Origin of the sequence: Candidatus Pelagibacter communis, assembly GCF_012932795.1 — a bacterium.
GTDB classification, from domain to species: Bacteria; Pseudomonadota; Alphaproteobacteria; order Pelagibacterales; family Pelagibacteraceae; genus Pelagibacter; species Pelagibacter ubique_S.
Genome location: NZ_LANA01000001.1, coordinates 122,063 through 148,828, shown reverse-complemented (window position 1 = coordinate 148,828; position 26,766 = coordinate 122,063). Strand labels below are relative to the sequence as shown.

23 protein-coding genes, 1 tRNA gene and 1 pseudogene are annotated in these 26,766 nt (G+C 29.6%); 17 read left to right on the top strand and 8 right to left on the bottom strand.

What is annotated here, in order from left to right:
- Positions 1–81 precede the first annotated feature (81 nt).
- From pal to VP91_RS00745, 8 genes are all read left to right on the top strand, one after another.
- A complete protein-coding gene (gene pal, locus VP91_RS00780; protein ID WP_169035547.1) occupies positions 82–558 on the top strand; it encodes a peptidoglycan-associated lipoprotein Pal in 477 nt (158 codons plus the stop codon).
- Between the two features lie 81 nt (positions 559–639).
- Positions 640–1,641 carry a tol-pal system protein YbgF gene (gene ybgF / locus VP91_RS00775; protein WP_169035546.1) on the top strand — a complete coding sequence of 334 codons (1,002 nt, stop codon included), beginning with the start codon at positions 640–642 and terminating at the stop codon, positions 1,639–1,641.
- Entirely contained in the window at positions 1,601–2,635 is a 1,035-nt protein-coding gene (gene tilS / locus VP91_RS00770) for a tRNA lysidine(34) synthetase TilS (protein ID WP_169035545.1), read from the top strand. Before ybgF ends, tilS begins: the two co-directional genes overlap by 41 nt.
- Before the next feature lie 66 nt (positions 2,636–2,701).
- Positions 2,702–4,594 (top strand): ATP-dependent zinc metalloprotease FtsH, encoded by a 1,893-nt coding sequence (gene ftsH / locus VP91_RS00765; RefSeq protein ID WP_211181489.1) that lies wholly within the window; start codon positions 2,702–2,704, stop codon positions 4,592–4,594.
- Between the two features lie 6 nt (positions 4,595–4,600).
- Positions 4,601–5,653: a dihydropteroate synthase gene (gene folP, locus VP91_RS00760; RefSeq protein ID WP_169035544.1), complete on the top strand. Its 1,053-nt coding sequence runs from the start codon at positions 4,601–4,603 to the stop codon at positions 5,651–5,653.
- Positions 5,653–6,984, top strand: coding sequence for a phosphoglucosamine mutase (glmM, locus tag VP91_RS00755; protein WP_169035543.1), 1,332 nt, complete (start codon positions 5,653–5,655; stop codon positions 6,982–6,984). Before folP ends, glmM begins: the two co-directional genes overlap by 1 nt.
- A gap of 1 nt (position 6,985) precedes the next feature.
- Positions 6,986–7,798, top strand: a complete 813-nt coding sequence (thiD, locus tag VP91_RS00750; protein ID WP_169035542.1) for a bifunctional hydroxymethylpyrimidine kinase/phosphomethylpyrimidine kinase — start codon at positions 6,986–6,988, stop codon at positions 7,796–7,798.
- Positions 7,798–9,090, top strand: a complete 1,293-nt coding sequence (locus VP91_RS00745) for an adenylosuccinate synthase (RefSeq protein ID WP_169035541.1) — start codon at positions 7,798–7,800, stop codon at positions 9,088–9,090. The genes thiD and VP91_RS00745 overlap by 1 nt, the downstream gene beginning before the upstream one ends.
- Here the strand turns inward: VP91_RS00745 and rpoH are convergent.
- Positions 9,087–9,980 carry an RNA polymerase sigma factor RpoH gene (gene rpoH / locus VP91_RS00740; protein WP_169035540.1) on the bottom strand — a complete coding sequence of 298 codons (894 nt, stop codon included), beginning with the start codon at positions 9,978–9,980 and terminating at the stop codon, positions 9,087–9,089. The two genes, VP91_RS00745 and rpoH, sit on opposite strands and share 4 nt — an antisense overlap.
- 42 nt (positions 9,981–10,022) lie before the next feature.
- On the bottom strand, positions 10,023–11,003 hold the full coding sequence (locus VP91_RS00735; protein WP_169035539.1) for an RluA family pseudouridine synthase: 981 nt from the start codon (positions 11,001–11,003) through the stop codon (positions 10,023–10,025).
- 23 nt (positions 11,004–11,026) lie between these two features.
- Between VP91_RS00735 and VP91_RS00730 the strand changes: the two genes are divergently transcribed.
- Positions 11,027–11,103 (top strand) — tRNA-Arg (locus VP91_RS00730).
- Positions 11,104–11,105: 2 nt separating this feature from the next.
- Here VP91_RS00730 and VP91_RS00725 read toward each other — a convergent pair.
- Together VP91_RS00725 and VP91_RS00720 are read right to left on the bottom strand one after the other, a co-directional pair.
- Positions 11,106–11,888: a TylF/MycF/NovP-related O-methyltransferase gene (locus VP91_RS00725; protein WP_169035538.1), complete on the bottom strand. Its 783-nt coding sequence runs from the start codon at positions 11,886–11,888 to the stop codon at positions 11,106–11,108.
- Positions 11,889–11,996: 108 nt separating this feature from the next.
- A complete protein-coding gene (locus VP91_RS00720; RefSeq protein ID WP_169035537.1) occupies positions 11,997–12,929 on the bottom strand; it encodes an L-threonylcarbamoyladenylate synthase in 933 nt (310 codons plus the stop codon).
- 20 nt (positions 12,930–12,949) lie between these two features.
- On the opposite strand from VP91_RS00720, the gene VP91_RS00715 reads away from it, so the two are divergent.
- The 3 genes from VP91_RS00715 to dxs are packed head-to-tail and all read left to right on the top strand — an operon-like array spanning position 12,950 to position 15,967.
- The gene (locus VP91_RS00715; protein WP_169035536.1) at positions 12,950–13,192 is read left to right on the top strand and encodes an exonuclease VII small subunit; all 243 of its coding nucleotides are present in this window, start codon (positions 12,950–12,952) and stop codon (positions 13,190–13,192) included.
- On the top strand, positions 13,182–14,054 hold the full coding sequence (locus VP91_RS00710) for a polyprenyl synthetase family protein (RefSeq protein ID WP_169035535.1): 873 nt from the start codon (positions 13,182–13,184) through the stop codon (positions 14,052–14,054). Before VP91_RS00715 ends, VP91_RS00710 begins: the two co-directional genes overlap by 11 nt.
- Positions 14,051–15,967 (top strand): 1-deoxy-D-xylulose-5-phosphate synthase, encoded by a 1,917-nt coding sequence (gene dxs, locus VP91_RS00705; RefSeq protein WP_211181488.1) that lies wholly within the window; start codon positions 14,051–14,053, stop codon positions 15,965–15,967. Before VP91_RS00710 ends, dxs begins: the two co-directional genes overlap by 4 nt.
- A gap of 10 nt (positions 15,968–15,977) precedes the next feature.
- Here dxs and aroC read toward each other — a convergent pair whose 3' ends face one another.
- A complete protein-coding gene (gene aroC / locus VP91_RS00700; protein ID WP_169035534.1) occupies positions 15,978–17,060 on the bottom strand; it encodes a chorismate synthase in 1,083 nt (360 codons plus the stop codon).
- Positions 17,061–17,093: 33 nt separating this feature from the next.
- Here aroC and pdxH point away from each other — a divergent pair, with 33 nt between their 5' ends.
- Positions 17,094–17,720, top strand: a complete 627-nt coding sequence (gene pdxH / locus VP91_RS00695) for a pyridoxamine 5'-phosphate oxidase (RefSeq protein ID WP_169035533.1) — start codon at positions 17,094–17,096, stop codon at positions 17,718–17,720.
- On the opposite strand, the gene VP91_RS00690 is transcribed toward pdxH, so the two are convergent.
- Positions 17,717–18,730 carry a polyprenyl synthetase family protein gene (locus VP91_RS00690; protein WP_169035532.1) on the bottom strand — a complete coding sequence of 338 codons (1,014 nt, stop codon included), beginning with the start codon at positions 18,728–18,730 and terminating at the stop codon, positions 17,717–17,719. The two genes, pdxH and VP91_RS00690, sit on opposite strands and share 4 nt — an antisense overlap.
- Before the next feature lie 111 nt (positions 18,731–18,841).
- Between VP91_RS00690 and VP91_RS00685 the strand changes: the two genes are divergently transcribed.
- From VP91_RS00685 to ppdK, 4 genes are read left to right on the top strand one after another with little or no spacing between them, the layout of a single operon-like run.
- A complete protein-coding gene (locus tag VP91_RS00685) occupies positions 18,842–19,648 on the top strand; it encodes a S49 family peptidase (RefSeq protein WP_169035531.1) in 807 nt (268 codons plus the stop codon).
- Positions 19,638–20,522, top strand: coding sequence for a glycine--tRNA ligase subunit alpha (locus VP91_RS00680; protein WP_169035530.1), 885 nt, complete (start codon positions 19,638–19,640; stop codon positions 20,520–20,522). Before VP91_RS00685 ends, VP91_RS00680 begins: the two co-directional genes overlap by 11 nt.
- A complete protein-coding gene (gene glyS, locus VP91_RS00675; RefSeq protein ID WP_169035529.1) occupies positions 20,522–22,588 on the top strand; it encodes a glycine--tRNA ligase subunit beta in 2,067 nt (688 codons plus the stop codon). Before VP91_RS00680 ends, glyS begins: the two co-directional genes overlap by 1 nt.
- Positions 22,588–25,251, top strand: a complete 2,664-nt coding sequence (gene ppdK, locus VP91_RS00670) for a pyruvate, phosphate dikinase (protein ID WP_169035528.1) — start codon at positions 22,588–22,590, stop codon at positions 25,249–25,251. Before glyS ends, ppdK begins: the two co-directional genes overlap by 1 nt.
- Here the strand turns inward: ppdK and nadC are convergent.
- Positions 25,248–26,081: a carboxylating nicotinate-nucleotide diphosphorylase gene (gene nadC, locus VP91_RS00665; protein ID WP_169035527.1), complete on the bottom strand. Its 834-nt coding sequence runs from the start codon at positions 26,079–26,081 to the stop codon at positions 25,248–25,250. The two genes, ppdK and nadC, sit on opposite strands and share 4 nt — an antisense overlap.
- A 5-nt stretch (positions 26,082–26,086) precedes the next feature.
- Positions 26,087–26,766, bottom strand: a pseudogene (locus VP91_RS00660) (quinolinate synthase); the annotation flags it as partial.

Here is a 26,766-nt window from a genome sequence, read left to right as displayed (position 1 = left end):
AATTGCTTGATTTTTTATCTTGAAACATCTATTTAGTTGTGAAAAAGTATGTAATACAAATTAGATTTAAGGAGCAAAAAAATGAACTTGAGTAAAACTATAAAAAACGGATTTTTAATATTAATTGCAAGTTTAGTTTTGACAGCTTGTGCAACAAAAAAAACAACAGGACAGCTTCAGGGAGATGTTTACACTGGATCTGATACGATTGAGTTTTTAGCTTCAGGTGTTCCTGACAGAGTTTTCTTTGCAACAAATGAAACAGTTCTTACAACTGCTTCAAGAGAAACTTTAAGAAAACAAGCTTCATGGTTAAGAAAAAATTCAGATATTAATGTTGTATTAGAAGGTCACGCTGATGAAAGAGGTACAAGAGAATACAATTTAGCATTAGGTGAAAGAAGAGCCAATTCTGCAAAAGACTACTTAATGACTTATGGTATTTCTTCAAACAGAATATCTACTCTTAGTTATGGTAAAGAAAGACCTGTAGATTCAGGATCAAACCCACTATCTTGGTCAAAAAACAGAAGATCAGTTACTGTAAAAACAAATTAGTCAAAAATTTTAAAAGACCCTTCTACTATTAAATGTACAGGGTCTTTTTTTTGCCATCATTATAATTACTAATCAATTTGAATGTTTAGTTATAAAAAAATATTTCGATTAAAAATATTATCAATTTCAATAATATTGTTATTTAGTAGCTTAAGCTTTGCTGATAATCATAATATAAATGAGACTTTGGAATTAATTCAAAAAAATTTGAGAACATTAGAAAAAGCAGTTTACTCAGGCTCTTTAAATTTAGGTGATAATTCAAAAAACTCAAACAAACAAAGTGTGCTTGATCAAAATTCAGAGGATGTACTTACACGGCATTTATTAAAATTATCAGAAATTGAGGGTCAGTTTCAGGTATTAACAAATAAATTTGAAGAAATAAATTTTAAACTAGATAAGCTAGCTAGTAGACTTTCAAAAGTTCAAGCAGATAATCAAATGAGATTTCAAGAAATAGAAAATGCTTTACCCTCAGTCAATAGTGATAAAAAAACAACCACTAAAACAAAAAAGGAAAATGATAAAGATTTACCAGGATCTTCACAGCCACAAGACCTAGGTTCAATTTCATATGAAAACACAGATAATTCTCAAACAACACAACAGACACAATCAGTAGACGCAACTGCAACAATTATTACAGAAAACTTTAAGACTGAAGAAAATATTTTACCAGTTGGTGAACCCAAAAAACAATATGAATTTGCAACCAGTTTTTTAAAGGTAGGTGATTACAGTACAGCTGAGAGAGCATTTAGAGAATTTGTGTTAACAAATCCAGATCATGATTTAGCCGGTAATGCTCAATATTGGTATGCAGAAACATTCAGGATAAGACAACTTTACACTGACGCTGCAACAGCATATCTTGAAGGATATCAAAAATACCCTAAAGGAAATAAAGCCCCTATAAATTTACTAAAACTGGGTATATCAATGGTCCAGATAGGAGAAAAGGATCAAGGGTGCAAAATGATTGATGCAGTAGAAAAACAATATCCTAAAGCAAATCAATCAGTGTTACAAAAAGCAAAGTATGAATCTAAAAAATTTGAATGTTCAAAACCAAAAACATAAAAAAATTCTTAGCAAGTTAAATAAAAAAAAAATATCTAAAATCTATAATAAATTTTCAGGCTCACTAAACCTTAAAAAAGACTTTGCAGTAGCCGTTTCAGGTGGACCAGATAGCTTGGCATTAGCATATTTAACTAAATGTTATTCTTTAAAAAATAAAATAAAAGTTAAATATTACATAGTAAATCATAAACTTCGGAAAGAATCCTCATTAGAAGCAGAGACTGTGAGAAAAGTTTTAAAAAAGATTGATATTAAATGTACAATCTTGAATTGGAACGGAAAAAAACCCTTAAAAAAGATTCAAGCAACAGCTAGAGACAAGAGATATTCTTTATTAGTAAACGAGTGTAAAAAAAATAGTATCAAATATCTATTATTGGGACATCATTTAAATGACTTGTTTGAAAATTTTTTTATTAGAATAGTTAGAGGTAGTGGATTAAATGGATTAATTTCATTAAATAAAAATATAAAATATAGAGATCAAGATTTAAGTATTTTAAGGCCATTACTAGATTTGGAAAAAAAAGAACTACTTCACATCTCTAATGAAGTTTTTAGTTTTTTCGTTAAAGATCCTTCAAATACAAATGAAAATTATAAAAGAACCAGAATTAGAAATTTGTTAGATTCTTTAGAAAAAGAGGGTTTGGATATAAAAAAACTAAAATTAACTATTGATCACTTAAAAGATTCAAATGAGTCAATTAAATTTTATGTAAATAAAAATTTAAAAAATAATGTTGTTTTCTTAAAATCAAAAAATAATTATATTTTAAGTTATGATTTTTTTAATCAATCACATGAAGTTATTTTTAGATCTTTATCAAATTTAATACAAAAACTTGGAAAAAAATATTATCCTGTTAGAGGAAAAAGCATAAACGAATTAGTTAAAAAAATTAATGGGAGGTCTTTTAAAAAGATTACTCTAGGAGGGTGCTTTGTTGAAAGAGTTAACGATACTATATTAATATCTAAAGAAATTTAGCATAAAGTCTAAATTTTGTAACAATTTGACACTTGTTTAATTGATAATAATTATTATCTTATGTATATGAATATAAAAAATTTAGCAATGTGGGCTGTAATAGTCTTTTTAACAATTGGTCTTTACAATATGTTTAAAAACCCACAAGCAACCGCAGGTAAAAGTAATTCAATAATATTTTCAGAGTTTTTAACAGAAGTTGAAAATGGTGGAGTTGTGAAGGTTGAGATAAAAGGAAACAACATAAGAGGATTACTTGCAAATGGAAATTCTTTTTCTACATACTCACCAAATTATCCAAACTTAATTGAAAAATTGTCTAGTAAGGGTGTAAGTATTTCAGCTGCCCCTTTAGAGGATAAAATGCCATCTTTATTTGGAGTGCTATTATCATGGTTTCCAATGTTGCTATTAATTGCTGTTTGGATTTTCTTTATGAGACAAATGCAAGGAGGCAAAGGTGGAGCTATGGGTTTTGGCAAGTCCAAGGCTAAAATGATGAATGAGCTAAAAGGTAAAGTTACTTTTGATGACGTTGCTGGAGTAGAAGAAGCTAAAGAAGAGGTAGAAGAAGTGGTTCAATTTTTAAAAGATCCTAAAAAATTTAGTAGACTTGGTGGAAAAATACCAAGAGGATGTCTGTTAGTTGGCCAACCAGGAACGGGTAAAACTTTACTTGCTAGAGCTATAGCTGGTGAAGCAGGAGTTCCATTCTTTACCATATCAGGTTCAGATTTTGTTGAAATGTTTGTAGGTGTCGGAGCGTCAAGAGTTAGAGATATGTTTGAACAAGGCAAAAAAAATTCACCATGTATTATTTTTATAGATGAGATAGATGCTGTTGGAAGAAGTAGAGGAGCTGGTCTTGGAGGTGGTAATGATGAAAGAGAACAAACCTTAAATCAGTTATTAGTTGAAATGGATGGTTTTGAAACCAATGAAGGTGTAATAATAATTGCAGCCACAAACAGACCTGATGTACTAGATCCAGCATTATTAAGACCAGGCAGATTTGATAGACAGGTAGTGGTCGGACTTCCAGATATTATAGGAAGAGAAAAAATATTAAAAGTTCATGTGAAAAAAATTAAGATGGCTCCAGATGTAAATTTAAGAACAGTAGCAAGAGGAACTCCAGGATTTTCAGGTGCGGACTTAGCAAATATTGTTAATGAAGCAGCATTACTTGCTGCGAGAAAAAATAAAAGGATAGTTACTCTAACTGAGTTTGAAGAAGCTAGAGATAAAGTGATGATGGGATCAGAAAGAAGATCTATGGTTATGACGGAAGAAGAAAAAACTTTAACAGCTTATCACGAGGCAGGACATGCAATAGTAACTATTAATGAGGATGCAGCTCATCCTATTCATAAGGCAACAATTATTCCAAGAGGTAGAGCATTGGGAATGGTGATGCAATTACCAGAAAGAGATGAATTGTCCCAAACACGGGAGCAATTACATGCTCAGCTAGCTATAGCTATGGGTGGAAGAGTAGCAGAAGAAATTATATTTGGTGAAGATAAGGTTACAACTGGTGCGTCGAGTGATATAGAACAAGCGACGCAAAGAGCAAAAGCTATGGTAATGAAAGCAGGTCTTAGTAAAGAATTAGGACCAGTTGCTTATGGCTCAAATGAAGAAGAGGTATTTTTAGGTAGATCTGTTGCGAGGACTCAAAATATGTCAGAAGAAACTGCGAAAAAAGTAGATTCTGAAATTAGAAAAATTGTAGACAAAGGCTATGAAAGGGCAAGAAAAGTTTTAACTGAAAAAATTGATGATTTGCATAAATTGGCAAAAGCTCTATTAACATATGAAACACTTTCTGGTGAAGAAATAGAAAACTTAATAAATAAAAACATATACCCCAGCAATAAAGAAGATTTAAAAGTTGAAGATGAAGATAAAAATTCAGCTTTAAGCTCAATGGGTCTTAAGCCAAAAATAGTTCACTAAAGATAAATGAAAAAGTATTACACAAGAGCGTGTAATTTTTTTTATGGTAAAATATCAGTAGAATTAGTTAATCAAAAAAAAACACTTCCATTAAGAGGCAATAAAGAAATTTCATTTAATAAGATTGAGATTATCACAAGAAATTCAAAAAAAATTATTGGTCTTGAAAATTTAAAAAAATTACCCTTATTGTTAAAAAAAAAAATTGAAAACGATATTCAAATAATTGTTAAAAAAAATAAAAATTTTTCGAATTTAAATTTTAAAAAAATCCCAAACATAATGGGGATATTAAATCTAACACCCGATAGTTTTTCTGATGGTGGTAAGTTTAACAAAAAAAAAGTAGGCTTAAAACATGCAATTGACTTGTTCAAATTTGGTGCTGATATAGTTGATGTTGGAGGTGAGTCTACAAGACCAGGATCTAAATCTATTAGTGAAAAAACAGAATGGAAAAGAATTGAAAAAATTATAAAAAGAATTAGCAAAAAAATTCCACTTTCTTTAGACACAAGAAAATCTAATATTATGAACAAAGGAATTAAACTTGGGATCAAGCTTATTAATGATGTTTCGGGATTAAGTTATGATATTAAAACGATAGAAATATTAAAAAAAAATAAATCTCCATTTGTAATTCAGCATTCACAAGGAACTCCAGAGAATATGCAAAATAACCCAAAGTATAAAAATGAGTTATTGGATATATATGATTTTTTCGAGGAAAAGATAAAATTTTTAAGGACCAGAGGTATAAAACACAATAATATTATACTAGATCCAGGCATTGGTTTTGGAAAAAATTTGAAACATAATATGAATTTAATAAGAAACATTTCTATTTTCCATACCTTAGGTTTTCCTGTATTACTTGGACTTTCTAGAAAGAAATTTATTAAAGAGTTATCTAAAAAAAATGATACTAAGAAAAGGGTGGGTGGAACAATTGCTTCTTCTTTGTATTCAATGATGCAAGGAGTTCAAGTTTTAAGAATTCATGATGTGAACGAATTAATGCAAAGTATAAAAATATTTAAACAACTGATAAGAGGTTAATGACAAAAAAATATTTTGGAACAGATGGAATAAGAGGCCTTGTAAATAGTAGTAAAATTAATGGTGATATGTTTTTTAAATTTGGCCTTGCTTCAGGAACTTATTTTAAAACTCAAAAAAAAAAAAAACAAATAGCAATAATTGCAAAAGATACTAGATTATCTGGATATACACTAGAGCCTGCTTTAGTGTCTGGTCTTACATCAGCTGGAATGCACGTTTATACTTTAGGCCCATTGCCAACAAATGGGCTTGCTATGTTAACAAAGGTAATGAAGGCAAACATGGGCATTATGATTACAGCTTCTCATAATCCATATCATGATAATGGGCTAAAACTATTTGGTCCAGATGGTTTGAAACTGTCAGATAAAATTGAAAAAAAAATTGAAACTCTAATTGATAAAAAAATTAGTAATTCTTTGTCAAAACCCAAGGCATTAGGAAGAGTTAAAAGATTAGAGTCCGCAAATGATGATTACATCAAAATACTAAAAAAAAATTTTCCAAAAAACTTTAACCTTAAAGGTCTAAGAATAGTTATTGATTGTGCTAATGGTGCTGCCTACAAAGCAGGGCCAGAATTATTAAAATCTTTAGGTGCTAAAGTATTTTCAATTGGAGTTGAACCTAATGGTATTAATATTAATAAAAATTGTGGCTCTACATTTCCAAGTAAAATTAAACTTGCAGTAAAAAAATACAAGGCACATATAGGAATTTCACTTGATGGAGATGCTGATAGAATTATTATGTGTGATGAAAGTGGCATGATAATTGATGGAGATCAAATAATTGCTGCTTTGGCAATTAGATGGAAAAGAAAAAAAATGCTAAAGGGAGGTGTTATTGGCACTTTGATGTCTAATTATGGACTAGAAAAATTTTTTAGAGCTCAAAATATAAAATTTTTAAGGTCAGATGTAGGTGATCGTTTTGTAAAAGAAAAAATGAAAAAAAATAATTTTAATCTAGGTGGTGAACAATCTGGTCATATTATTTTAGGTAAATATGCAACCACAGGAGATGGCCTGTTAGTTGCTTTAGAAGTTTTATTTTCGTTAAGAAAAGGAAAAAAAGCTAGTAATTTTTTTGATACTTTTAAAAAAACTCCTCAAATATTGGAAAATATTGAGGTAAAGGATAAAACAATAATCAATAAAATTGATATTAAAAAATCTGTTAAATCTTCAGAAAAATTAATAAAAGGATATGGAAGAATATTAGTTAGAAGTTCAGGAACAGAATCAAAAATTAGAGTAATGGGAGAGAGTGAAAATATCAAACTACTTCAAAAATGCTTAAAAACTATAATTAAAAAGATTAAATAGATTGAAACCAAAGTCTAAAATATTAATTATTGCTGGTTCAGATTCATCTGGTGGGGCTGGAATTCAAGCTGATATAAAAACTATTACTGCATTAGGCTCATATGCAATGACAGCAATAACTGCTGTTACAATTCAAAATACAACAGGTGTAAAATCAATAGTGCCCATTGATCCAAAGGAAATATCAAATCAAATTGAATTTACTTCAAAAGATATTAAACCTGATGCAATAAAAATTGGAATGCTACACTCTTCAAGTGTAATAAAAGCAGTAATTAATTCACTAGACCTTATTAATGTTAAAAAAATAATTTTAGACCCTGTCATGGTTGCTAAAGGAGGTGCAAAGCTAATAGATGACAAGGCAATTCAATTGTTAAAAACTAAGTTAATAAAAAAAGTTAGTTTAATAACTCCAAATATTCCAGAGGCTGAAATATTAACTGGAACTAAAATAAAAACAAAAGAGGATATGATTTTTGCTTCTAGTAAATTAATTGAATTAGGAGCAGAAAATGTTTTTATTAAAGGTGGCCACTTAAACTTTAAAATTGTGCAAGATATTTTTGTTAATAAAAAAGAAATTCTTTTCATAAAAAATAGAAGAATTGCAACCAGTAATACACATGGGACGGGTTGCACTTTATCATCTGCTATCTCTTCTTTTTACGCTTGTGGAAAAACCTTAAAGAGATCTTGTGAGCTAGCTACTAAATATGTAAACAATTCCATAAGATCTAACCTTAATTATGGTAAAGGCCAAGGTCCTATAAATCATTTGAGTTCAATTATTATAGATAGAAGATTTAGATAATGAAAAATGTAGTAGTTGTTGGTTCACAGTGGGGTGATGAAGGAAAAGGAAAAATAGTTGATTGGTTATCAGATCAAGCAGATGTTGTAATTCGTTTTCAAGGAGGTCATAATGCTGGTCACACATTGGTAATTAATGGAGTTACTTATAAATTAAGATTACTACCTTCTGGAATCGTCAGAAAAAATAAAATATCTATTATTGGTAATGGTGTTGTGGTTGATCCTTGGGCTCTATTAGAAGAAATTAAAGAAATTAAATCAAAAGGTGTTGAAGTAAATGTAGATAATTTTATTATTTCTGAATCTGCAAATCTTATTTTACCTTTTCACAGAGAAATGGATGAGATAAGAGAAGATGCAGCTGGTAAAGGAAAAATTGGCACCACAAGACGAGGAATTGGACCTGCATATGAAGATAAAGTTGGAAGACGATCTATTCGAGTTATGGATTTAAGGTCTGAAACAAATCTAGACCAAAGGTTAAAAACTGTGCTTCTTCATCATAATGCAATTAGAAAAGGATTAGGTAAAAAAATTTTTGAAAAAGATAAATTAAAAAAAGACCTGTTAAAAATTGCACCAGAAATATTAAAATTTTCTCAACCTGTATGGCTTCGAATTGATGAATTTAAAAAACAAAGAAAAAAAATATTATTTGAAGGTGCGCAAGGAATTTTATTAGACGTAGACCATGGAACATATCCTTACGTAACTTCTTCTAACACAGTTGCTTCAAGTGCCGCCACAGGAACTGGATGTGGACCAAATTCCATTCACTATGTCCTTGGAATAACCAAAGCTTATACAACAAGAGTTGGGGAAGGTCCTTTTCCTACCGAACTAACAGATGAGACGGGAGAATTGCTGGGTTCAAGAGGAAAAGAATTTGGAACAGTAACAAGTAGAAAAAGAAGATGCGGTTGGTTTGATGGAGTTCTAGTGAGACAAACAATAAAAATTTCTGGAATAGACGGAATTGCATTAACTAAATTAGACGTCCTAGATGAACTTGATGAAATTAAGGTGTGTATCGAATATCAATTGGATGGAAAAAAAATGGATTATCTTCCAGCTGCAGTTGAAGATCAACTTAAGATAAAACCAGTTTACAAAACATTTCCTGGCTGGAAAAGTTCTACTCAAGGGATTAAAAATATTGAGTCTTTGCCAGACAATGCAAAAAATTATGTTTATGCTTTAGAAGATTTTATAGGAACGAAGATTTCTAGTATTTCAACAAGCCCGGAACGTGAAGATACAATTCTTTTAGTAAATCCTTTTGACGTTTAGTTTACTGGAAGTAAATTTTTTGATTTAGCAGATAATAGCATATGTTTTTGAAGTTTTTCAAACGCTTTATTTTCTATCTGTCTAATTCTTTCTCTACTAATTTTGTATTTTTTGCTTAAATCTTCTAACGTTGTAGGCTCGTCATTTAATCTTCTAGAATAAAGAATTTCTCTCTCTCTTTCATTAAGAGTCTTTATAGAATTTTTAAGTAAACTTTGTCTTTGTCCCATTTCTTCTTGGTGTGCAAATTTTAGATCATGATCTAGTTCTTTATCCACCAACCAGTCTTGCCATTCATCACCATCTTCTCCAACTTGAGCATTCAAAGAAAACTCTTTACCAGAAAGCCTTCTATTCATTGAAACAACTTCATGTTCACTAACGTCTAATTTATTAGCTATTTCATTTACATGTTCAGGTCTTAAATCACCTTCAGATTGAGGTGCAATTTGATTTTTAATTTTTTTTAAATTAAAAAATAATTTTTTTTGCGCAGTCGTAGTTCCTATTTTAACTAAACTCCAAGATCTTAATATATATTCTTGAATTGAAGCTCTAATCCACCACATTGCATAGGTTGCTAATCTAAAACCTTTTTCTGGTTCAAATTTTTTAACTGCTTGCATCAAACCTACATTTCCCTCTGAAATCATTTCATTAACAGGAAGCCCATACCCTCTATAACCCATCGCAATTTTAGCAACAAGTCTAAGATGACTCGTAACAAGTTTTTCAGCGGCTTTAACATTTCCTGTTGTTTTCCAATTTTTTGCTAGCATATATTCCTCTTCTGCTGCCAACATTGGAAACTTTTTAATTTGTTCAAGGTAAACAGATAGGCCACCCTCATTTGAAAGTGTAGGAAGATTACTGTTTATTGTAGTACTCATAAGTTGTATTTATTTAATTAACTTTAATAATATTTCAAGCATTTATTTGCTAGTATTTCTAAGCAATAATAAAATATTTTCAAGTTCTTGTGGCAAAATTGAGGTAAAAACCATTTCTTTGTTAGTTTTAGGGTGAATAAAACCTAACGTTTGTGCGTGAAGAAATTGTCTATTCAGTTTATAAATTAAGTTTTCTAAATTTGTATCTATATTTTTTAGTTTTTTGTATTTTTTTTTATACTTACCATCACCCATAATACTATTACCCATATGAGTCATATGGACTCTTATTTGATGAGTTCTTCCTGTTTCCAGTCTACATTCAACTAAGCTTAGTGTAGGAGTTTTATCATTTTCAAAAACTTCTATAGTTTTATAATTAGTTATTGCTTTTTTGCCTTTAGAACTACTAACTTCCATCATTTGTCTATTTTTTGAACTTCTTGTTATGAAGGTATCAATTTTTCCAGATGATGGTCTAAGTTTTCCCCAAATTAAAAGTTGATAAGTTCTTGTAATTGTATGTTCACTAAATTGATGGGATAAATTCTCATGAGCTACATTATTTTTAGCAACAACTATTAACCCAGAAGTATCCTTATCTATTCTGTGAACGATGCCTGGTCTTAATTCGTCCCCAATAGTAGATAGTGAATCTTTGTCGTAATGTATTAAAGCATTTACAATCGTTTCATCATAATTACCAGCACCAGGATGCATAATAATTCCAGCTGGTTTATTTATTACCAACAAGTCTTCATCCTCATAAATAATTTCTAATTTAAAATCATAGGGTTTTAATGAAGCTTCTTTTGGCTCTGGAATTTCAAGGCTAATTTTGTCTCCGAAATAGATTTTTTTTGAGGGATTATTAATAATTGTATCATTTAATTTTAATTTTTCTTTTAGAATTAAATTTTTGATTCTAGTTCTGCTAAGTAACTTTTCTCTTTTATTAACAAAAACATCAAGCCTTAGATTATTTTCATTTTCTTCAACTATTAAATTAATGTTTTTTTCCATAAAATGTAATATTAATACTATATGCGCTTGTAGCTCAACTGGATAGAGTGCCTGACTTCGAATCAGGAGGTTCTAGGTTCGACTCCTAGCAGGCGCACCACACTAGTCTTTGATAATTAGCCGACAGGTAAAATCAACTCTATGAAGCCATATTTTTTGATTTACAAAATATTCATCTACGGCAGCTTTTACACCTGGGCAAAATCCATAATCATCGATATGTAAAATTCCACCTTTAACTAGTTTGGGGTATAAAATTTCGAGTTGTAATTTTGTTGTTAAATACAGGTCTGTATCCATCCTTAACAAGGATATTTTACTAGGAAGATTTTTTTTGTCTTTCAGAGTTTTTAAAACATCACCTTTGATTAAAATAGGTAGGTACTTTTCATTCGTAATAAATGTCTTTAAAATATTCTCTACTTCACTCTTATTTGGATAAAAGTTGTTTATTTTTTTTTCTGGTGTGACTTTTTTATTTTTAATAGAAACATCTTTATTATGTAATGGCGCATCAAAAAAACCATCTTCAAATGTGTCATATCCATAAATTTTTAAATCAATTAAATATTTTTCAGCGTATTGAGCCATGATTCCTAAACTTCCACCTTTAAAAACTCCACATTCTACGAAATCACCTTGAATTTTGTTGTTGGATATATATCTAATAGATTGTATTAATGACCAGATATTTGGCTTTTTACAAAGTGCATAATTTAATGCTTTATTAATATTTGACATATCCTCATCGTTACATTCAATAATATATTCACCATACCTGTCATTAAAATTATTTTTTCTTAAAATTTCAAATCCAAAAAAAGAAAAAATTTTTTTTATAATTTTTTTTAATATAGAACTGTTAATTTCGTGAGAACTAGCCATAGTTTAGTTTTATTTTTTAATTAATAACTAATTTTTTTAAAAATAGGTAACAAAATAAAGATATATCAGTAAATAAATAAAAAACATTTAAATATTTGAATTAAGGGTTCAAAAATTTGACGCTCTATTTAGTCGGTCATTTATTGCTTTTCCTAATCCTTTATTTGAAATTCTTTCAACAGCAATAGATTTATAACCTGCATTTTTAATTTTTCTCAAGCAAGAGTATAGATTTTTTGCAGCCTCATTTAAATTATTTTTTTTACTAATATAAAAATAATCATTTGATTTAATTTTTCTTTTTTTAATTAGAATAAAAGCTTGATCTTTTTTGGGTTCAACAATATTCATTTGTAATGGTATTCCTGGTGAATAATGAATACGCATTTGCCCAGAGGTAATTATTTTTTTTGGTGTTATATTAATATTCATTTTACTTCCTAAAACTTTTTGAATTTTTTCAATATTCAGACCACCTAACCTTAATACAGTAGGTTTGTCTGTGAGATTAATTATTGTTGATTCTAATCCTATAGTAGATTTTCCACCATCTAAAATATATTTGATATTTTTTCCAAACTCTTCTCTAACATCGGTAGCTTTAACTGCACTTACTCTATTAGAGATGTTAGCACTGGGTGCAGCTAAAGGATAATCTAATAACTTCAATAGATTTTTTAACATTTTATGGTTAGGAAACCTCACAGCTAAATTTTTTGAGTGATTAGTTATGTTTCTTGAAATTTTAGAATCTTTTTTTAACTTTAAAATATATGTTATTGGCCCAGGGGAAAACTTCTTATATAATTTAATAAAATTATCATTTATTAAGCAATCTTTTTTTAATGAATTGATATCTAAATAATGGACAATTAAAGGGTTAGTTTTTGGTCTATTTTTAAGTTTAAATATTTTTTTAACAGCTACATTTGAGTACGCATTTGCAGCCAAACCATAGACAGTTTCAGTTGGAACACCTATACAGCAATTTTTATCAAGGTATTTTTTTGCTTTTTTAATATTTGATTGATTAAATTTCATATATTAATAATTATTATTATATGAATGATAAAAATTTACCACCTGATAATGATACACTATCTTTAGAAGAATTAACAAAAGAAGCAAATAATATTATTGAGTCTTTAGAAGCAGAAAAAGACCTTCAGAATTCAATTGAATCTTATCAGGAATTACTAAAATTAAATAGTGTTATTGAAAAAAAATTTTATAAAACTTCAAAAACAATTAATGAAGAAACAAAAAGTAAAATAAAAAATATAATCAAAAAAAATGAAAAATAAACTTATTAAAGTAGCAAAAGATACAAATTTATTTTTAAAAAAATTTATTAATCAACAAAAAAAAACAGAGTTAGTAACAGCTATGAAGTATGGTTTGTTTCCAGGAGGAAAAAAGATTAGATCAAAAATTTTATTAGACATAGGGACTATGTTTAAAATTGAATATAAAACTTTAATTGTTATAGGTGCTGCAGTAGAATGCATTCATGCATATTCTCTTATACATGATGATTTACCTTGCATGGATAATGACAGGATAAGAAGAGGAAAACTTTCTACTCATATTAAATTTGGAGAGTCTACAGCTGTCCTTGCTGGAAACTCTCTTTTAACAATGGCGTTTGAAATTCTAACCAGTTCAAACTTAAAGATTAGTGAAAAAACAAAAGTAGATTTAGTTCAAAATTTATCTGAAACTTCTGGACACTTGGGGATTGCAGGAGGCCAATATTTAGATTTAAGTTTTGAAAAGAAGAAAATATCTAAAAATAGAATTATAGATATGGAAAAAAAAAAAACAGGAAAGCTATTTAGTTTTTGTTGTACAGCACCAGTCATTATTAAAAAGAAAAATAAAAAAGATATAAGGTTTTTTGAAAATATTGGTGCAAGTATTGGTCTTTTATTTCAAATAGCTGATGACCTTATTGATTTTAAAGGTTCTTCTAAAACTGCTGGAAAAATAACAGGGAAAGATAAGAAAAAAGGTAAAGCAACTTTAATCAGTTTACTGGGGCATCAAAATGCTATTAAATATGGTGATAAAATTAGATTCAAAATAATTAAAGATTTAAAAAAGCGTAAATTAAGATCTGATAATTTGAATGAAACTTTAGAATATATCTTAACAAGAAATAAATGATTCAAGATTATAAATTTTTAAAAGATATTAATTTTCCTTCTGACCTAAGAAAGTTATCTGAAAATAATCTTCAAGAGTTGTCTAATGAAGTCAGAGCAGAAATGATTAATGCTGTGTCTGAAACTGGTGGACACCTAGGTGCAGGTTTAGGTGTTGTTGAGCTGACTGTCGCCTTACATTACATATTTGATACTCCTAATGATAAGTTAATTTGGGATGTGGGCCATCAAACATATCCTCACAAAATTTTAACAGGCAGGAAATCAAAAATTAAAACCTTAAGACAGGGCAATGGTTTGTCTGGATTTACCAAAAGATCTGAAAGTGAATATGATCCATTCGGTGCAGCGCATAGTTCAACATCTATATCTTCTGCCTTAGGAATAGCCGAAGCAAACAAGCTTTCAAATAAATCAAATAATGTAATAGCTGTTATTGGAGATGGTGCAATTAGCGCTGGGATGGCCTATGAGGCAATGAATAATGCAGGTGCTTCAAAAACTAAAATGATTGTCATTTTAAATGATAATGACATGTCAATTGCTAAACCTGTAGGTGCTATGAGAACTTATTTAGCAAAACTTTTAACAGGAAAAGTTTATTTTAATTTAAGAGAAACATTTAAATTAATTATGTCAGCTTTTTCTAAAAGATTTAGTGCAAAAGCAGGAAAAGCTGAAGATTTTTTACGTTCAGCAGTAACCGGTGGTACTCTTTTTAATTCTTTAGGATTTTATTATGTGGGTCCAATTGATGGACATGATCTGACAACCCTTTTGCCAATTTTAAAAAATGCAAGAGACTCTAAACATCAAGGTCCGATTATGATTCATATCAAAACACAAAAAGGAAAAGGTTATTCGTATGCTGAAAAAGCAACTGATCATTATCACGGTGTTTCAAAATTTGACGTTGTAACTGGAGAGCAGCTAAAAAGTGGAACTAATCTACCAGCCTATACAAAAGTTTTTGCAAATACTTTAGTTAAACATGCAGAAAGAGATAGTAAAATTGTAGGAGTTACAGCTGCAATGCCAGGTGGAACAGGCATGGATATTTTTGCTAAAAAGTTTCCAAAAAGAATGTTTGATGTTGGGATAGCGGAACAACATGGAGTTACTTTTGCTGCAGGAATAGCAACAGAAGGATATAAACCCTATGTTGCAATTTATTCGACTTTTCTACAAAGAGCTTATGATCAAGTGGTTCATGATGTGGCTATTCAAAGCTTACCCGTGAGGTTCATAATTGATAGAGCAGGTTTGGTTGGTGCTGATGGATCAACTCATGCAGGTTCATTTGATATTACTTATCTTTCTACACTTCCTAATTTTATAGTAATGGCTCCAAGTGATGAGTCGGAATTAGTTAAAATGATAAACACTTCGATGAATATTAATAATAAACCAAGTGCCATTAGATATCCAAGAGGCAGTGGAATTGGATTGGAATTGCCATCCATAGATGAAAAAGTAGAAATAGGAAAAGGAAGGATTATTCAAGAAGGAAAACAAGTTTGCATTTTAAGTATAGGAACAAGGTTAGAAGAATGTAAAATTGCATCTGAAGAATTAAAAAATAAAGGAATTCAATCAACAATAGTCGATGCAAGGTTTGCTAAACCTTTGGACCAAGAACTTATTTTAAAATGTGCAAGAGAACATGAGGTAATGATTACTGTAGAAGAGGGCTCTATAGGTGGTTTTGGTTCTCATGTAGAAAATTTATTATCAGAAAAAGGTATATTTGATAAAGGTTTAAAATTTAGATCTATGACATTGCCTGATACTTTTATCGAACAAGATAATCCAAAAAAAATGTATGATATTGCTGGCCTTAATGCGTCTCAAATTTCAAAAAAAATATTAGATATTTTATTTACAAAAGAGTCGATTAAAGCAGTTAAAAATTAAATTTAAAATATTAGCTACACTGAGCTTTGTTCATTAAGTAATGATCTAATAAAACACAATTCATCATTGCTTCACCTACAGGGACCGCACGAATACCAACACATGGATCATGTCTACCTTTAACAGAGATTGTGGTATTTTTTCCAAACTTATCTATAGTTTTTCTAGTAGTTAATATGGATGATGTTGGCTTAACTGCAAACGAAACAACAATTTCTTGTCCTGAAGAAATTCCGCCAAGTATTCCACCAGCATTGTTAGAATTAAATTTCAATTTTTTACCTTTTTGCGAAATTTCATCTGAGTTTTGTTCTCCACTTAATTGTGCAGAGTTCATACCCGAGCCAATATTAACTCCTTTAACAGCATTGATACTCATCATCGCGGAAGCAATATCCATATCTAATTTAGAATAAATTGGAGCACCCAACCCAATAGGAATTCCTCTGGCTCTTACTTCTATAACTGCACCACAAGAAGATCCAGATTTTCTTACATCTAACAGGTATTTTTTCCATAGTTTTAATATACTTTTATCTGGGCAAAAAAATGGATTTTTTTTAATTACTTGATCATTCCATTTAGCAGTATCACATCCTAATATTCCTAATTGAGTAACTGCACCTACAACTTTAAATTTTTTACCTAATTTATTTTCTAAAACTTTTTTAGCAATTGCTCCTGCAGCAACTCTTGCAGCCGTTTCTCTTGCAGAAGATCTTCCACCACCCCTATAATCTCTTATTCCGTATTTTTTAAAATATGTAAAATCAGCATGTCCAGGTCGAAATTTATCTTTTATATTTCCGTAATCTTTCGACCTCATGTCTTGATTGTAAATAATTAGAGAAATGGGGGTTCCAGTTGTTTTACCTTCAAAAACTCCTGACAAAATTTGGACTTTATCATCCTCTTTTCTTTGAGTTGTAAATTTTGACTGTCCAGGCTTTCTTTTGTCTAACTCGACTTGAATATCTTGTTCTTTCAACTTTATATTGGGTGGACAGCCATCAACAATACAACCTAATGCAGGACCATGAGATTCTCCCCAAGTTGTGAAACGAAATTGCTTTCCAAAAGTATTAAATGACATTATCTATATTATATAGATTATTTTGTTATAATTATGAATCAAAAAAACTTATTAGGCCTTAATAACTGCTTTTTAGATAAAAATGATCCAATAGACTTATTTGAAGTTTGGATGAATGAAGCAAAAAAAACAGAACCAAATGATCCAAATGCAGTAGCATTAGGAACGTCTGATCATAATAATTCACCATCAATTAGGATGGTTTTGTTAAAAGACTTTAATAAAGATGGATTTGTTTTTTATACAAATTTAAATAGTCAAAAAGGAAATGATCTTAAAAAAAATCCAAAAGCTGCAATGTGTTTTCATTGGAAAAGTCTTTTAAGACAAATAAGGATTAATGGAGTTGTACAAAAAGTTTCTGATAAAGTGGCAGACGAATATTACAACACCAGAGGCTATGAAAGTAGAATTGGTGCATGGGCCTCAAAGCAAAGTTCTATATTATTTAATAGAGATGAACTTTTAAATTCAATAGAGATATATAGAAAAAAATATAATAATAAAAATGAAGTACCAAGACCAGATCATTGGTCAGGCTGGAACTTAATTCCCACAAGTATAGAATTTTGGCTAGATGGTGATAGCAGAATTCATGAAAGGCTTAAGTATACTAAAGATGATGATGGTAACTGGAGCAAGTCTTTATTGAGTCCCTAGAAAGTTCTTTCTAAGCTAAAAGAAGTGAGATTTTCTAAAATTTTTTTTTCATCACTATCTTTGAATACTGTTAAGGAATTTGATGCAAGATTTATAAAATGTTCAGCTTTTTTATAACATTTATTAATTATATTGTATTTCTTAATAAGATCTAAGGTAAATTTTAAATCATCATCTGATCTTACTTCTTGTTTAAAAATATTTCTTAACTTTTCTTTTTCAACAGAAGTTACACTTTGAAACAATAAAATTATAGGTAAAGTAATCTTACCTTCGAGAAAATCTTTACCAATTTTTTTACCAAAAAATTTTAAATCAGAGTTATAATCTAAAGTGTCGTCAGCAATTTGAAATGTTAAACCTAAATTTTTTCCATAAAACTCTAGCGCTTCTTTTTCTTTAGTTTCTTTATTAGATAAAACTGCACCAACCTTAGTTGCAGCAGAAAAAAGTTCAGCTGTTTTAGCTGTGATAATTTTGAAATAAGTTTCTTCTAGCATATCAACTTCACCTTTGTGTTGAAGTTGTAATACTTCTCCCTGAGCAATTTTTGCAGAAGTAGATGATAAAAGTTTTAGAACTTCTAAGTTACCATCTTCTACCATCATCTCAAAACATCTGCTTAAAAGATAATCTCCAATTAATACAGAAGAATGATTTCCCCAAATTGAATTTAATGTTTTTTTGCCTCTTCTGATGTTTCCAAGATCAATAACATCATCATGCATTAAGGTTGCACCATGTATCATTTCCACACATGCAGCTAAATTAATATCTCTACCACCCTTGTTGTATCCACATAACTTAGCGGACCCAAGAGTTAATAGTGCTCGTAATCTTTTACCACCCGTTTCTATGTGGTAATCTGTCATTATTTGAACCAAATCAACTTCACTTAAAAGCTTAGATTTAATTTTTTCTTCAACTAAAACTAATTTTTCATCAACCGAATCTTTTAGTTGAAAATAAGAATTATTTATTTGGTTTTTAAGCTGAACAACTGTTCCCATAAAAATAAGTTAGTATAATTAAGTTATATTTATTACTTATCAATTGACGCACCTAAATCTTCAACTATAAGTAGGCTTTATATTAAATCAAAAACTCTATAAGAATTAGCAATGATTTCCTTTTTTAAAAAGAAAAAAATAATAGCCCATATCAAATTGAATGGAATCATTGGTAACGCTGGAAAATTTAAACAAGGCATAGATTTTGCAGGACAAGAAGAGACCATCGAGAAGGCTTTTTCTTTAAAAAAAGCAAAAGCAGTAGCAATTACTATAAATTCACCAGGTGGATCACCAGTTCAATCACACTTAATTTATCAATTCATTAGAGCTCAAGCAAAAAAAAATAAAATGAAAGTTATAGTATTTGCTGAAGATGTTGCTGCTTCTGGTGGATATTTAATAGCTTGTGCAGGTGATGAAATATATGCAAATTCAAGTTCAATTATTGGTTCCATAGGTGTTATCTACTCATCTTTTGGATTCACAGAAATAATAAAAAAAATTGGTATTGAGAGAAGAGTTCATACAGCTGGAAAAAATAAAAGTTCTCTTGATCCATTTCAGGAAGAAAAAACAGAAGATATCGAAAGACTAAAAAACATTCAATTAGATCTGCATAAAGATTTTATTAAGGTAGTAGAAGAAAGTAGAGGTTCTAAGCTTAATAAAGACGAAGTCGAATTATTTTCAGGTGAATTTTGGGCAGGAAGTAAAGCAAAAAATCTAGGATTAGTAGATGGGTTGGGAAATGCAAACGAAATATTAAAACAAAAATTTGGTGAAGATGTTGTTATAAAGAAATTTGAAAAATCTAAAGGTTGGTTAAGTAAAAAACTTTCTTCTTCTAATAATCAAATTGATCAACTAACAAACATTTTAGAAGAAAGATCTATCTGGCAAAGATATGGCTTCTAAAGAAAAAACTAAAAAACATAAATTTCAATCATTTCAAGATACTATTTTGAATCTTCAAAAGTATTGGGGGAAACAAGGCTGTATTATTCTTCAACCATACGATATTGAAGTGGGTGCTGGAACCTTTCATCCAGCCACAACTTTAAGATCTTTAGGATCTAGGCCTTGGAAAGCAGCTTATGTACAACCTTCAAGAAGGCCTACAGATGGTAGGTATGGAGATAACCCTAATAGATTACAACATTATTATCAATTTCAAGTTTTAATTAAACCGTCGCCTGACAATATAAAAAAACTTTATTTAAATAGTTTATCTATAATTGGTATCAATCATAAAGAGCATGATATTAGATTTATTGAAGATGATTGGGAAAGTCCAACTTTAGGAGCCGCAGGATTAGGCTGGGAAGTTTGGTGCGATGGAATGGAAATTACTCAATTTACATACTTCCAGCAAATGGCAGGAATTGAATGTAAGCCTGTTTCAGTTGAAATTACTTATGGTCTTGAAAGAATTTGCATGTTCACTCAGCAAAAAAAAAATGTTTATGATTTGTTATGGAATAATGAAGATGTAAAATATGGAGATGTATTCCTTCAAGCAGAAAAAGAATTTTCTGCATATAATTTCGAGCATGCTAATACAGATAACTTATTTAAAATATTTGATATGCTTGAACTTGAAGCAAAATCATTAGTAGATAAAAAAATTTCTCTACCAGCGTATGATCAATGTCTAAAAGCAAGTCACGTATTTAATATTTTAGATGCAAGAGGAGTTATAAGTGTTGCTCAGAGAGCTGGATATATTGGACGAATTAGGGATATTACAAAAGCAGTTGCTGAAAGTTGGTTGAGTAGTCAAATAGATTAATGTCAGAATTTTTTTTAGAACTATTCAGTGAAGAGATACCAGCTGGTTTACAACGTAATTCACGTAATGCTTTGCTTGAAAGCTTTCAGAAATTATTTGAAGAAAAACAAATTTTGGTTAAAAAAAGTTCATCTTTTTCAACGCCAAATCGTTTAATAGTTCTCTTCGAGGGGATGTCTAAAGAAATAACCCAAAAAGCTGAAGAAATAAAAGGGCCAAATGTTAATGCTCCAGAAAAAGCTTTAGAAGGTTTTTTAAGATCAAACCAAATAGATAAAAAAAACTTACTAAAAAAAAAAAACGAAAAAGGAGAGTTTTATTTCTTCAAGAAGCCTTCCAAAAAGATTAGTACAATTAATTTACTGAAAGAACATGCACCTTTAGTTCTTGATAAACTTCAATGGAAAAAATCAATGAAATGGGGAGGTTATAGCCTTAATTGGGCGAGACCTTTGAAGTCCATTCTTGCAGTTTTTGATGGTAAAAGTTTGAACTTTAAATTTCATCATTTAACATCCTCAAATACAACATTTACTGATAAAGAATTTGAAGATAAGCAAAAAATATTTAAAAATTTTAAAAGTTATAAAATTTTTTTCAAACAATCAGGTATAATTATAGATCATAATTTAAGAAAAGAATTTATTGTTAAGGCATTTGAAAAAATATCTAATAATAAAAGCCTAACTATTGAGTCTAATAATAAACTTCTAGATGAAGTTTCAGATATAGTTGAGCAACCTAATATCTTAATATGTAATTTTGATGAAAAATTTTTAAGTATTCCAAAAGAAATTTTAATAATTACAATGCAATTTCATCAAAAATATTTCCCAACTTTTGACAAAAAGGGAAAAATTACGAATGAATTTTTGGTAGTAGCAAATAATAAAGATAGAGAAGGCTTTATAAAAGCAGGAAATGAAAGAGTAGTAGAAGCAAGGTTAAGTGATGCTCAATTTTTTTGGGAAAAAAATAAATCTCAAAATTTAGTCAAACAAGTATCAAAACTCAAAACCATTAATTATTTTAAAGGTTTAGGGTCTTATTTTGATAAGATTCAAAGAATGAGAAAACTTGGAGCAATGATCTCTGATGAGTTATTAATTAGCAAAGATCAAGTCGAACTATCAGCATCAATTTGTAAAGTTGATTTGATTTCAGACTTAGTTGGTGAATTTCCAGAGCTTCAAGGAATTATGGGTGGATATTTTGCTATGGAGCAAGGTTTTGATAAAGAAATAGCTTTAGCAGTAAGTGAACATTACCTACCGATGGGTCTTGATAGCAAAACACCAAAAAAACCATTTAGTATTGCCTTAGCTTTAACTGATAAAATTGATACGTTAGTAGGGTTTTTTGGAATCAATAAAAAACCAACAAGCTCAAAAGATCCTTTTGCATTAAGAAGGTCCGCATTAGGTATTATTAAATTATTAATTGATAATAACAAAGAGTTTAAGATTAATGATCTAATTAGTTATTCGACTTCTTTGCACAAAAACCAGGGTTTTGAAATATCAAATGATTTATCACAAAAAGAGGTAGCAGAATTTTTAATAGATAGATTAAAATATTACATGAAGGAAAAAAAAATTAGAAATGACATTATTGAAGCAAGCATTAGTTCATATGGAATAGATCATATGAATAAAATATATAAAAAAGCCTTAACTCTTAATGATCATATTAAGAATGAAGTTGGTGAGGACATAATCGAAAGCTATAAAAGAGCATTTAGCATATTAGAAAGTGAATTAAAAAATAATGATATTGAACTATCAAATACAACTGACCCTGGTATTTTCAAAAATGACTATGAGAAAAATTTACTAAAAAAAATTAATGAATTAAGAAAATATTTTAAAAATAATAATAAAGATGAAAATTATACAGAGTCCCTTACAAATTTAGCTGGTGCCAAAAAAGTAATTTTTGAGTTTTTTGACAATGTAAAAGTTAACGACGAAGATAAGAATATTAAAAAAAATAGATTGGAACTTTTGCAAATGTTATGTAGAACTTTCGATTATTATATAAATTTTTCAAATATAGAAACAAAATAGTGAATAAACTAATTTTAAATTTTAAATCTAAAGATTCAAAAAAAATAAAAAATCCAAAAAATTTTTTGGGTGGAAAGGGAGCCAATCTTTCAGAGATGGGAAGAATTGGGCTACCTGTTCCTCCTGGATTTACAATATCCACTAAAGTTTGTGAATTATTTTATAAAGATAAAAAAAAATTAAATTCACAAATTATTAATACTATAAAAAAAGAATTAAAAGTTATTGAAAAAGAAGTTGGAAAAAAATTTGGTGATTTAAAAAACCCACTATTATTATCTGTTAGATCTGGTGCTAGAGTTTCTATGCCTGGTATGATGGACACAATTTTAAATTTAGGCTTGAATGACAATACAGTAATTGCACTTGCAAATAAAACTTCTAATAAGAGATTTGCAAAAGATAGCTACAGAAGATTTATTCAAATGTATGGAAATGTTGTGATGGGAGTTGAAGGTTATCTTTTTGAAGAATTAATTGAAAACTACAAATTAACCAAAGGAGTCCTTTTAGATACAGATTTAGATGAAAATGATTGGGAGGGTTTAATTAATGATTTCAAAAAAGTTGTTAAAGATAAAGCTAAAAAAGATTTTCCTCAAAATGTATATGACCAATTACTTGGTGCAATTAGCGCTGTATTTTTATCTTGGGAAAGTAACAGAGCAAAAGTTTATAGAAAATTAAACCAGATTCCTTCAGAATGGGGAACCGCAGTCAATGTTCAGTCTATGGTATTTGGTAATATGGGTGATGATTGTGCAACCGGTGTTGTCTTTACAAGAAATCCATCAGACGGTGTTAATGAGGTGTATGGAGAATATTTAATTAATGCTCAAGGAGAAGATGTTGTAGCAGGAACAAGAACTCCTCAGTATATAACAAAAAAAGCAAGAAAAGATGCAAAGGCAAAAGAAGCTTCAATGGAGGAGTCTATGCCAAAAGTTTTCAAACAATTAGATAAAATTTTAAAAGTTTTAGAAAAACATTATAAAGATATGCAAGATGTTGAATTTACTGTTGAGAGTAAAAAATTATGGATGTTACAAACAAGGTCTGGCAAAAGAACTTCAAAATCAGCAGTTAGGATTGCTGTTGATATGGTTAAAGAAAAACTGATTTCTAAAAAGGAAGCAGTAATGAGAATAGACCCAGCTTCTCTAGATACTTTATTACACCCAACGTTGGATGAAAAGAGTTCAGTAAATATTATTGCAAGTGGTTTACCTGCTTCACCTGGAGCTGCTAGTGGTAAGGTTGTTTTTTCATCAGAAGAAGCTGAGAGATTAAATGATATGATGCAAGACACCATCTTAGTAAGAGTTGAAACATCACCAGAAGATATTCATGGAATGCATGCAGCAAAAGGAATTTTAACTGCAAGAGGTGGAATGACAAGTCACGCAGCAGTAGTTGCTAGAGGAATGGGCAGACCTTGTGTATCTGGCTCTAGTGAAATTGATATTAATTATGAGGCAAAGCTTTTTAAAACATCTTTTACTGAAGTCAAAGAAGGTGACATTATTACAATTGATGGCTCAACGGGTAGAATTATTTTAGGTGAAGTACCAACAGTCAAACCTGAAATTTCTGGAGACTTTTCAAAATTAATGAGTTGGGCAGATAGTTTTAGAAAATTAAAAGTTAGAACTAATTCAGAAACACCACTGGATACCAAAACAGCACGAGACTTTGGAGCAGAAGGTATTGGTCTTTGTAGAACAGAACATATGTTTTTTGATGAAGAAAGAATTTTATCGGTAAGAGAAATGATTTTATCAAAAACTGTGGAGGATAGAAATAAAGCTCTAGCAAAACTTTTGCCACATCAAAGAAAAGATTTTGTTGAAATATTTAAAATTATGAATGGTCTGCCCGTTACTGTAAGATTATTAGACCCACCATTGCATGAGTTTCTTCCTAAAACTGAAAAAGAAATTAATGATGTGGCGACTGTTGTAGGTCTTCCTTTAAAAGAAATTGAATCTAGAATTAATGAATTACATGAGCAAAACCCAATGCTGGGACACAGAGGATGTAGATTGGGGATTTCATTTCCAGAAATTTATGAAATGCAATGTAGAGCAATCTTTGAAGCTTTATCAGAACTTAAAATAAAAAAGATTAAATCAGCATTTCCTGAAATTATGATTCCATTAGTTTCAACAGAGGCTGAGATCAGAATAATGAAGGATTTAGTAGTAAGAGTTGCAAAAGAAGTTCAAAAAGATAAAAAAGTAAAACTTGATTTTTTAGTTGGGACTATGATTGAATTACCAAGAGCAGCTATTAAAGCAAATGATATAGCAAAACATGCAGAATTCTTTAGTTTTGGTACAAATGATCTAACACAAACGACATTTGGTTTAAGCAGGGATGATAGTGGTAAGTTTTTAAATGATTATATTGAAAATAAGATATTTTCTATCGATCCATTTATATCAATTGATGATGGAGTAGGTGATTTAGTTGAAATTGCTGTAGAAAAAGGAAGAAAGCAAAACAAAAAAATTAAACTTGGAATTTGTGGAGAACATGGTGGTGATCCAAAAAGTATTCATTTTTGTGCAAATGTAGGTTTGGATTATGTTTCTTGTTCACCTTATAGAGTCCCAGTTGCAAGACTAGCTGCTGCTCAAGCTGAGCTTTCCAAGAGAAACTAAATTTCTAATTTAAAATCAACTGCAGAAGCACTATGTGTAATGCTACCTATTGAAATTCTATCAACACCTGTTGCTGCAATTTTTTTAACTGATTTTAAGTTTACATTTCCAGAAGCTTCTGTTTCATAATATTTTTTAGCCATTTTTACACCAGTTTTAAGTATTTTGTTGTTCATATTATCAAATAGGACACTATCAAACTTTAAACCCATTATTTCTCTTAGTTGATTTAAATTATCTATCTCTACTGTAATTTTTCTTCCCTTTTTAGTTTTAATTGCAAGAGATACTAAAGTTTTAATATCTGAACTTGCTATGTGATTGTCTTTAATTAAAAACTCATCACTTAAGTTAAATCTATGGTTAGTACCCCCACCTAACTTAACAGCATATTTTTGTATTACTCTTAAAGTTGGAATTGTTTTTCTAGTACAGCAAATCTTACATCTTTTATTAACTAAATTAACAAATTGATTAGTTTTAGTAGCAATTCCAGAGATATGACTCATAAAATTTAAAGCAACCCTTTCACCAATCAAAATATTTTCAGCTTTACCCTTTATTGTTGCAATAAGATCATTTTTTTTTACTAATGAACCTTCTTTTTTTTTAATATTAAATTTAATTTTATTATCTATTAATTTAAATGTTTGTTTTGCAAACTCTAATCCAGCAACTACAGCTTGTTGGTTAGAAATTAATTTGACTTTTATTATTTTATTATTTTTAATTAAGTTTGAGGTAATATCTCCAGAAGGATATAGATCTTCATTCAAAGCACGCTTTACAATATTTTTGATATAATAATTGTTTAATTTTATTTGAGACACTTTTATTATCTGCCGATTGTAATCATTCTCTCAACTGGGATTCTTGCTTTTTTTATTGTTTCTTTGTCCATTATAATTTCACCAGTTTCATTTTCTAGGCATTCTAAAATTTTTGGCAATGTAATTCTTTTCATATGAGGGCAGAGGTTGCACGGTCTAATAAATTCTACATTTGGGTTTTCTACTTGAATGTTGTCACTCATTGAACATTCAGTAACCATCATAACTTTTTTAGGTTGATTATCCTCTACATACTTAATCATTCCACCAGTCGATCCAGCAAAGTCACTAGCTTTAATTACATCAGGTGGACACTCTGGATGAGCTATTATCTTAATACCAGGATTTTTTGCTCTGATATCATGTATTTCTCTTTCATTAAATTGGTCATGTACCATGCATATCCCCTTCCAAGCAATAATTTCAACATTGGTTTGAGAAGCAACATATTTTGCCAGGTAGTCGTCAGGTAAAAAAATAACTTTTTTAACTCCAAGAGATTCTACAATTTTAACTGCGTTAGCAGAGGTACAACAAATATCTGTTTCAGCTTTTACCTCAGCAGAAGTATTAACATAAGATACAACAGGCACACCGGGATATTTTTCCTTTAATAACCTTACATCTTTACCAGTTACTGATGATGATAAAGAACAGCCAGCAGCCATATCAGGCAGTAAAACTT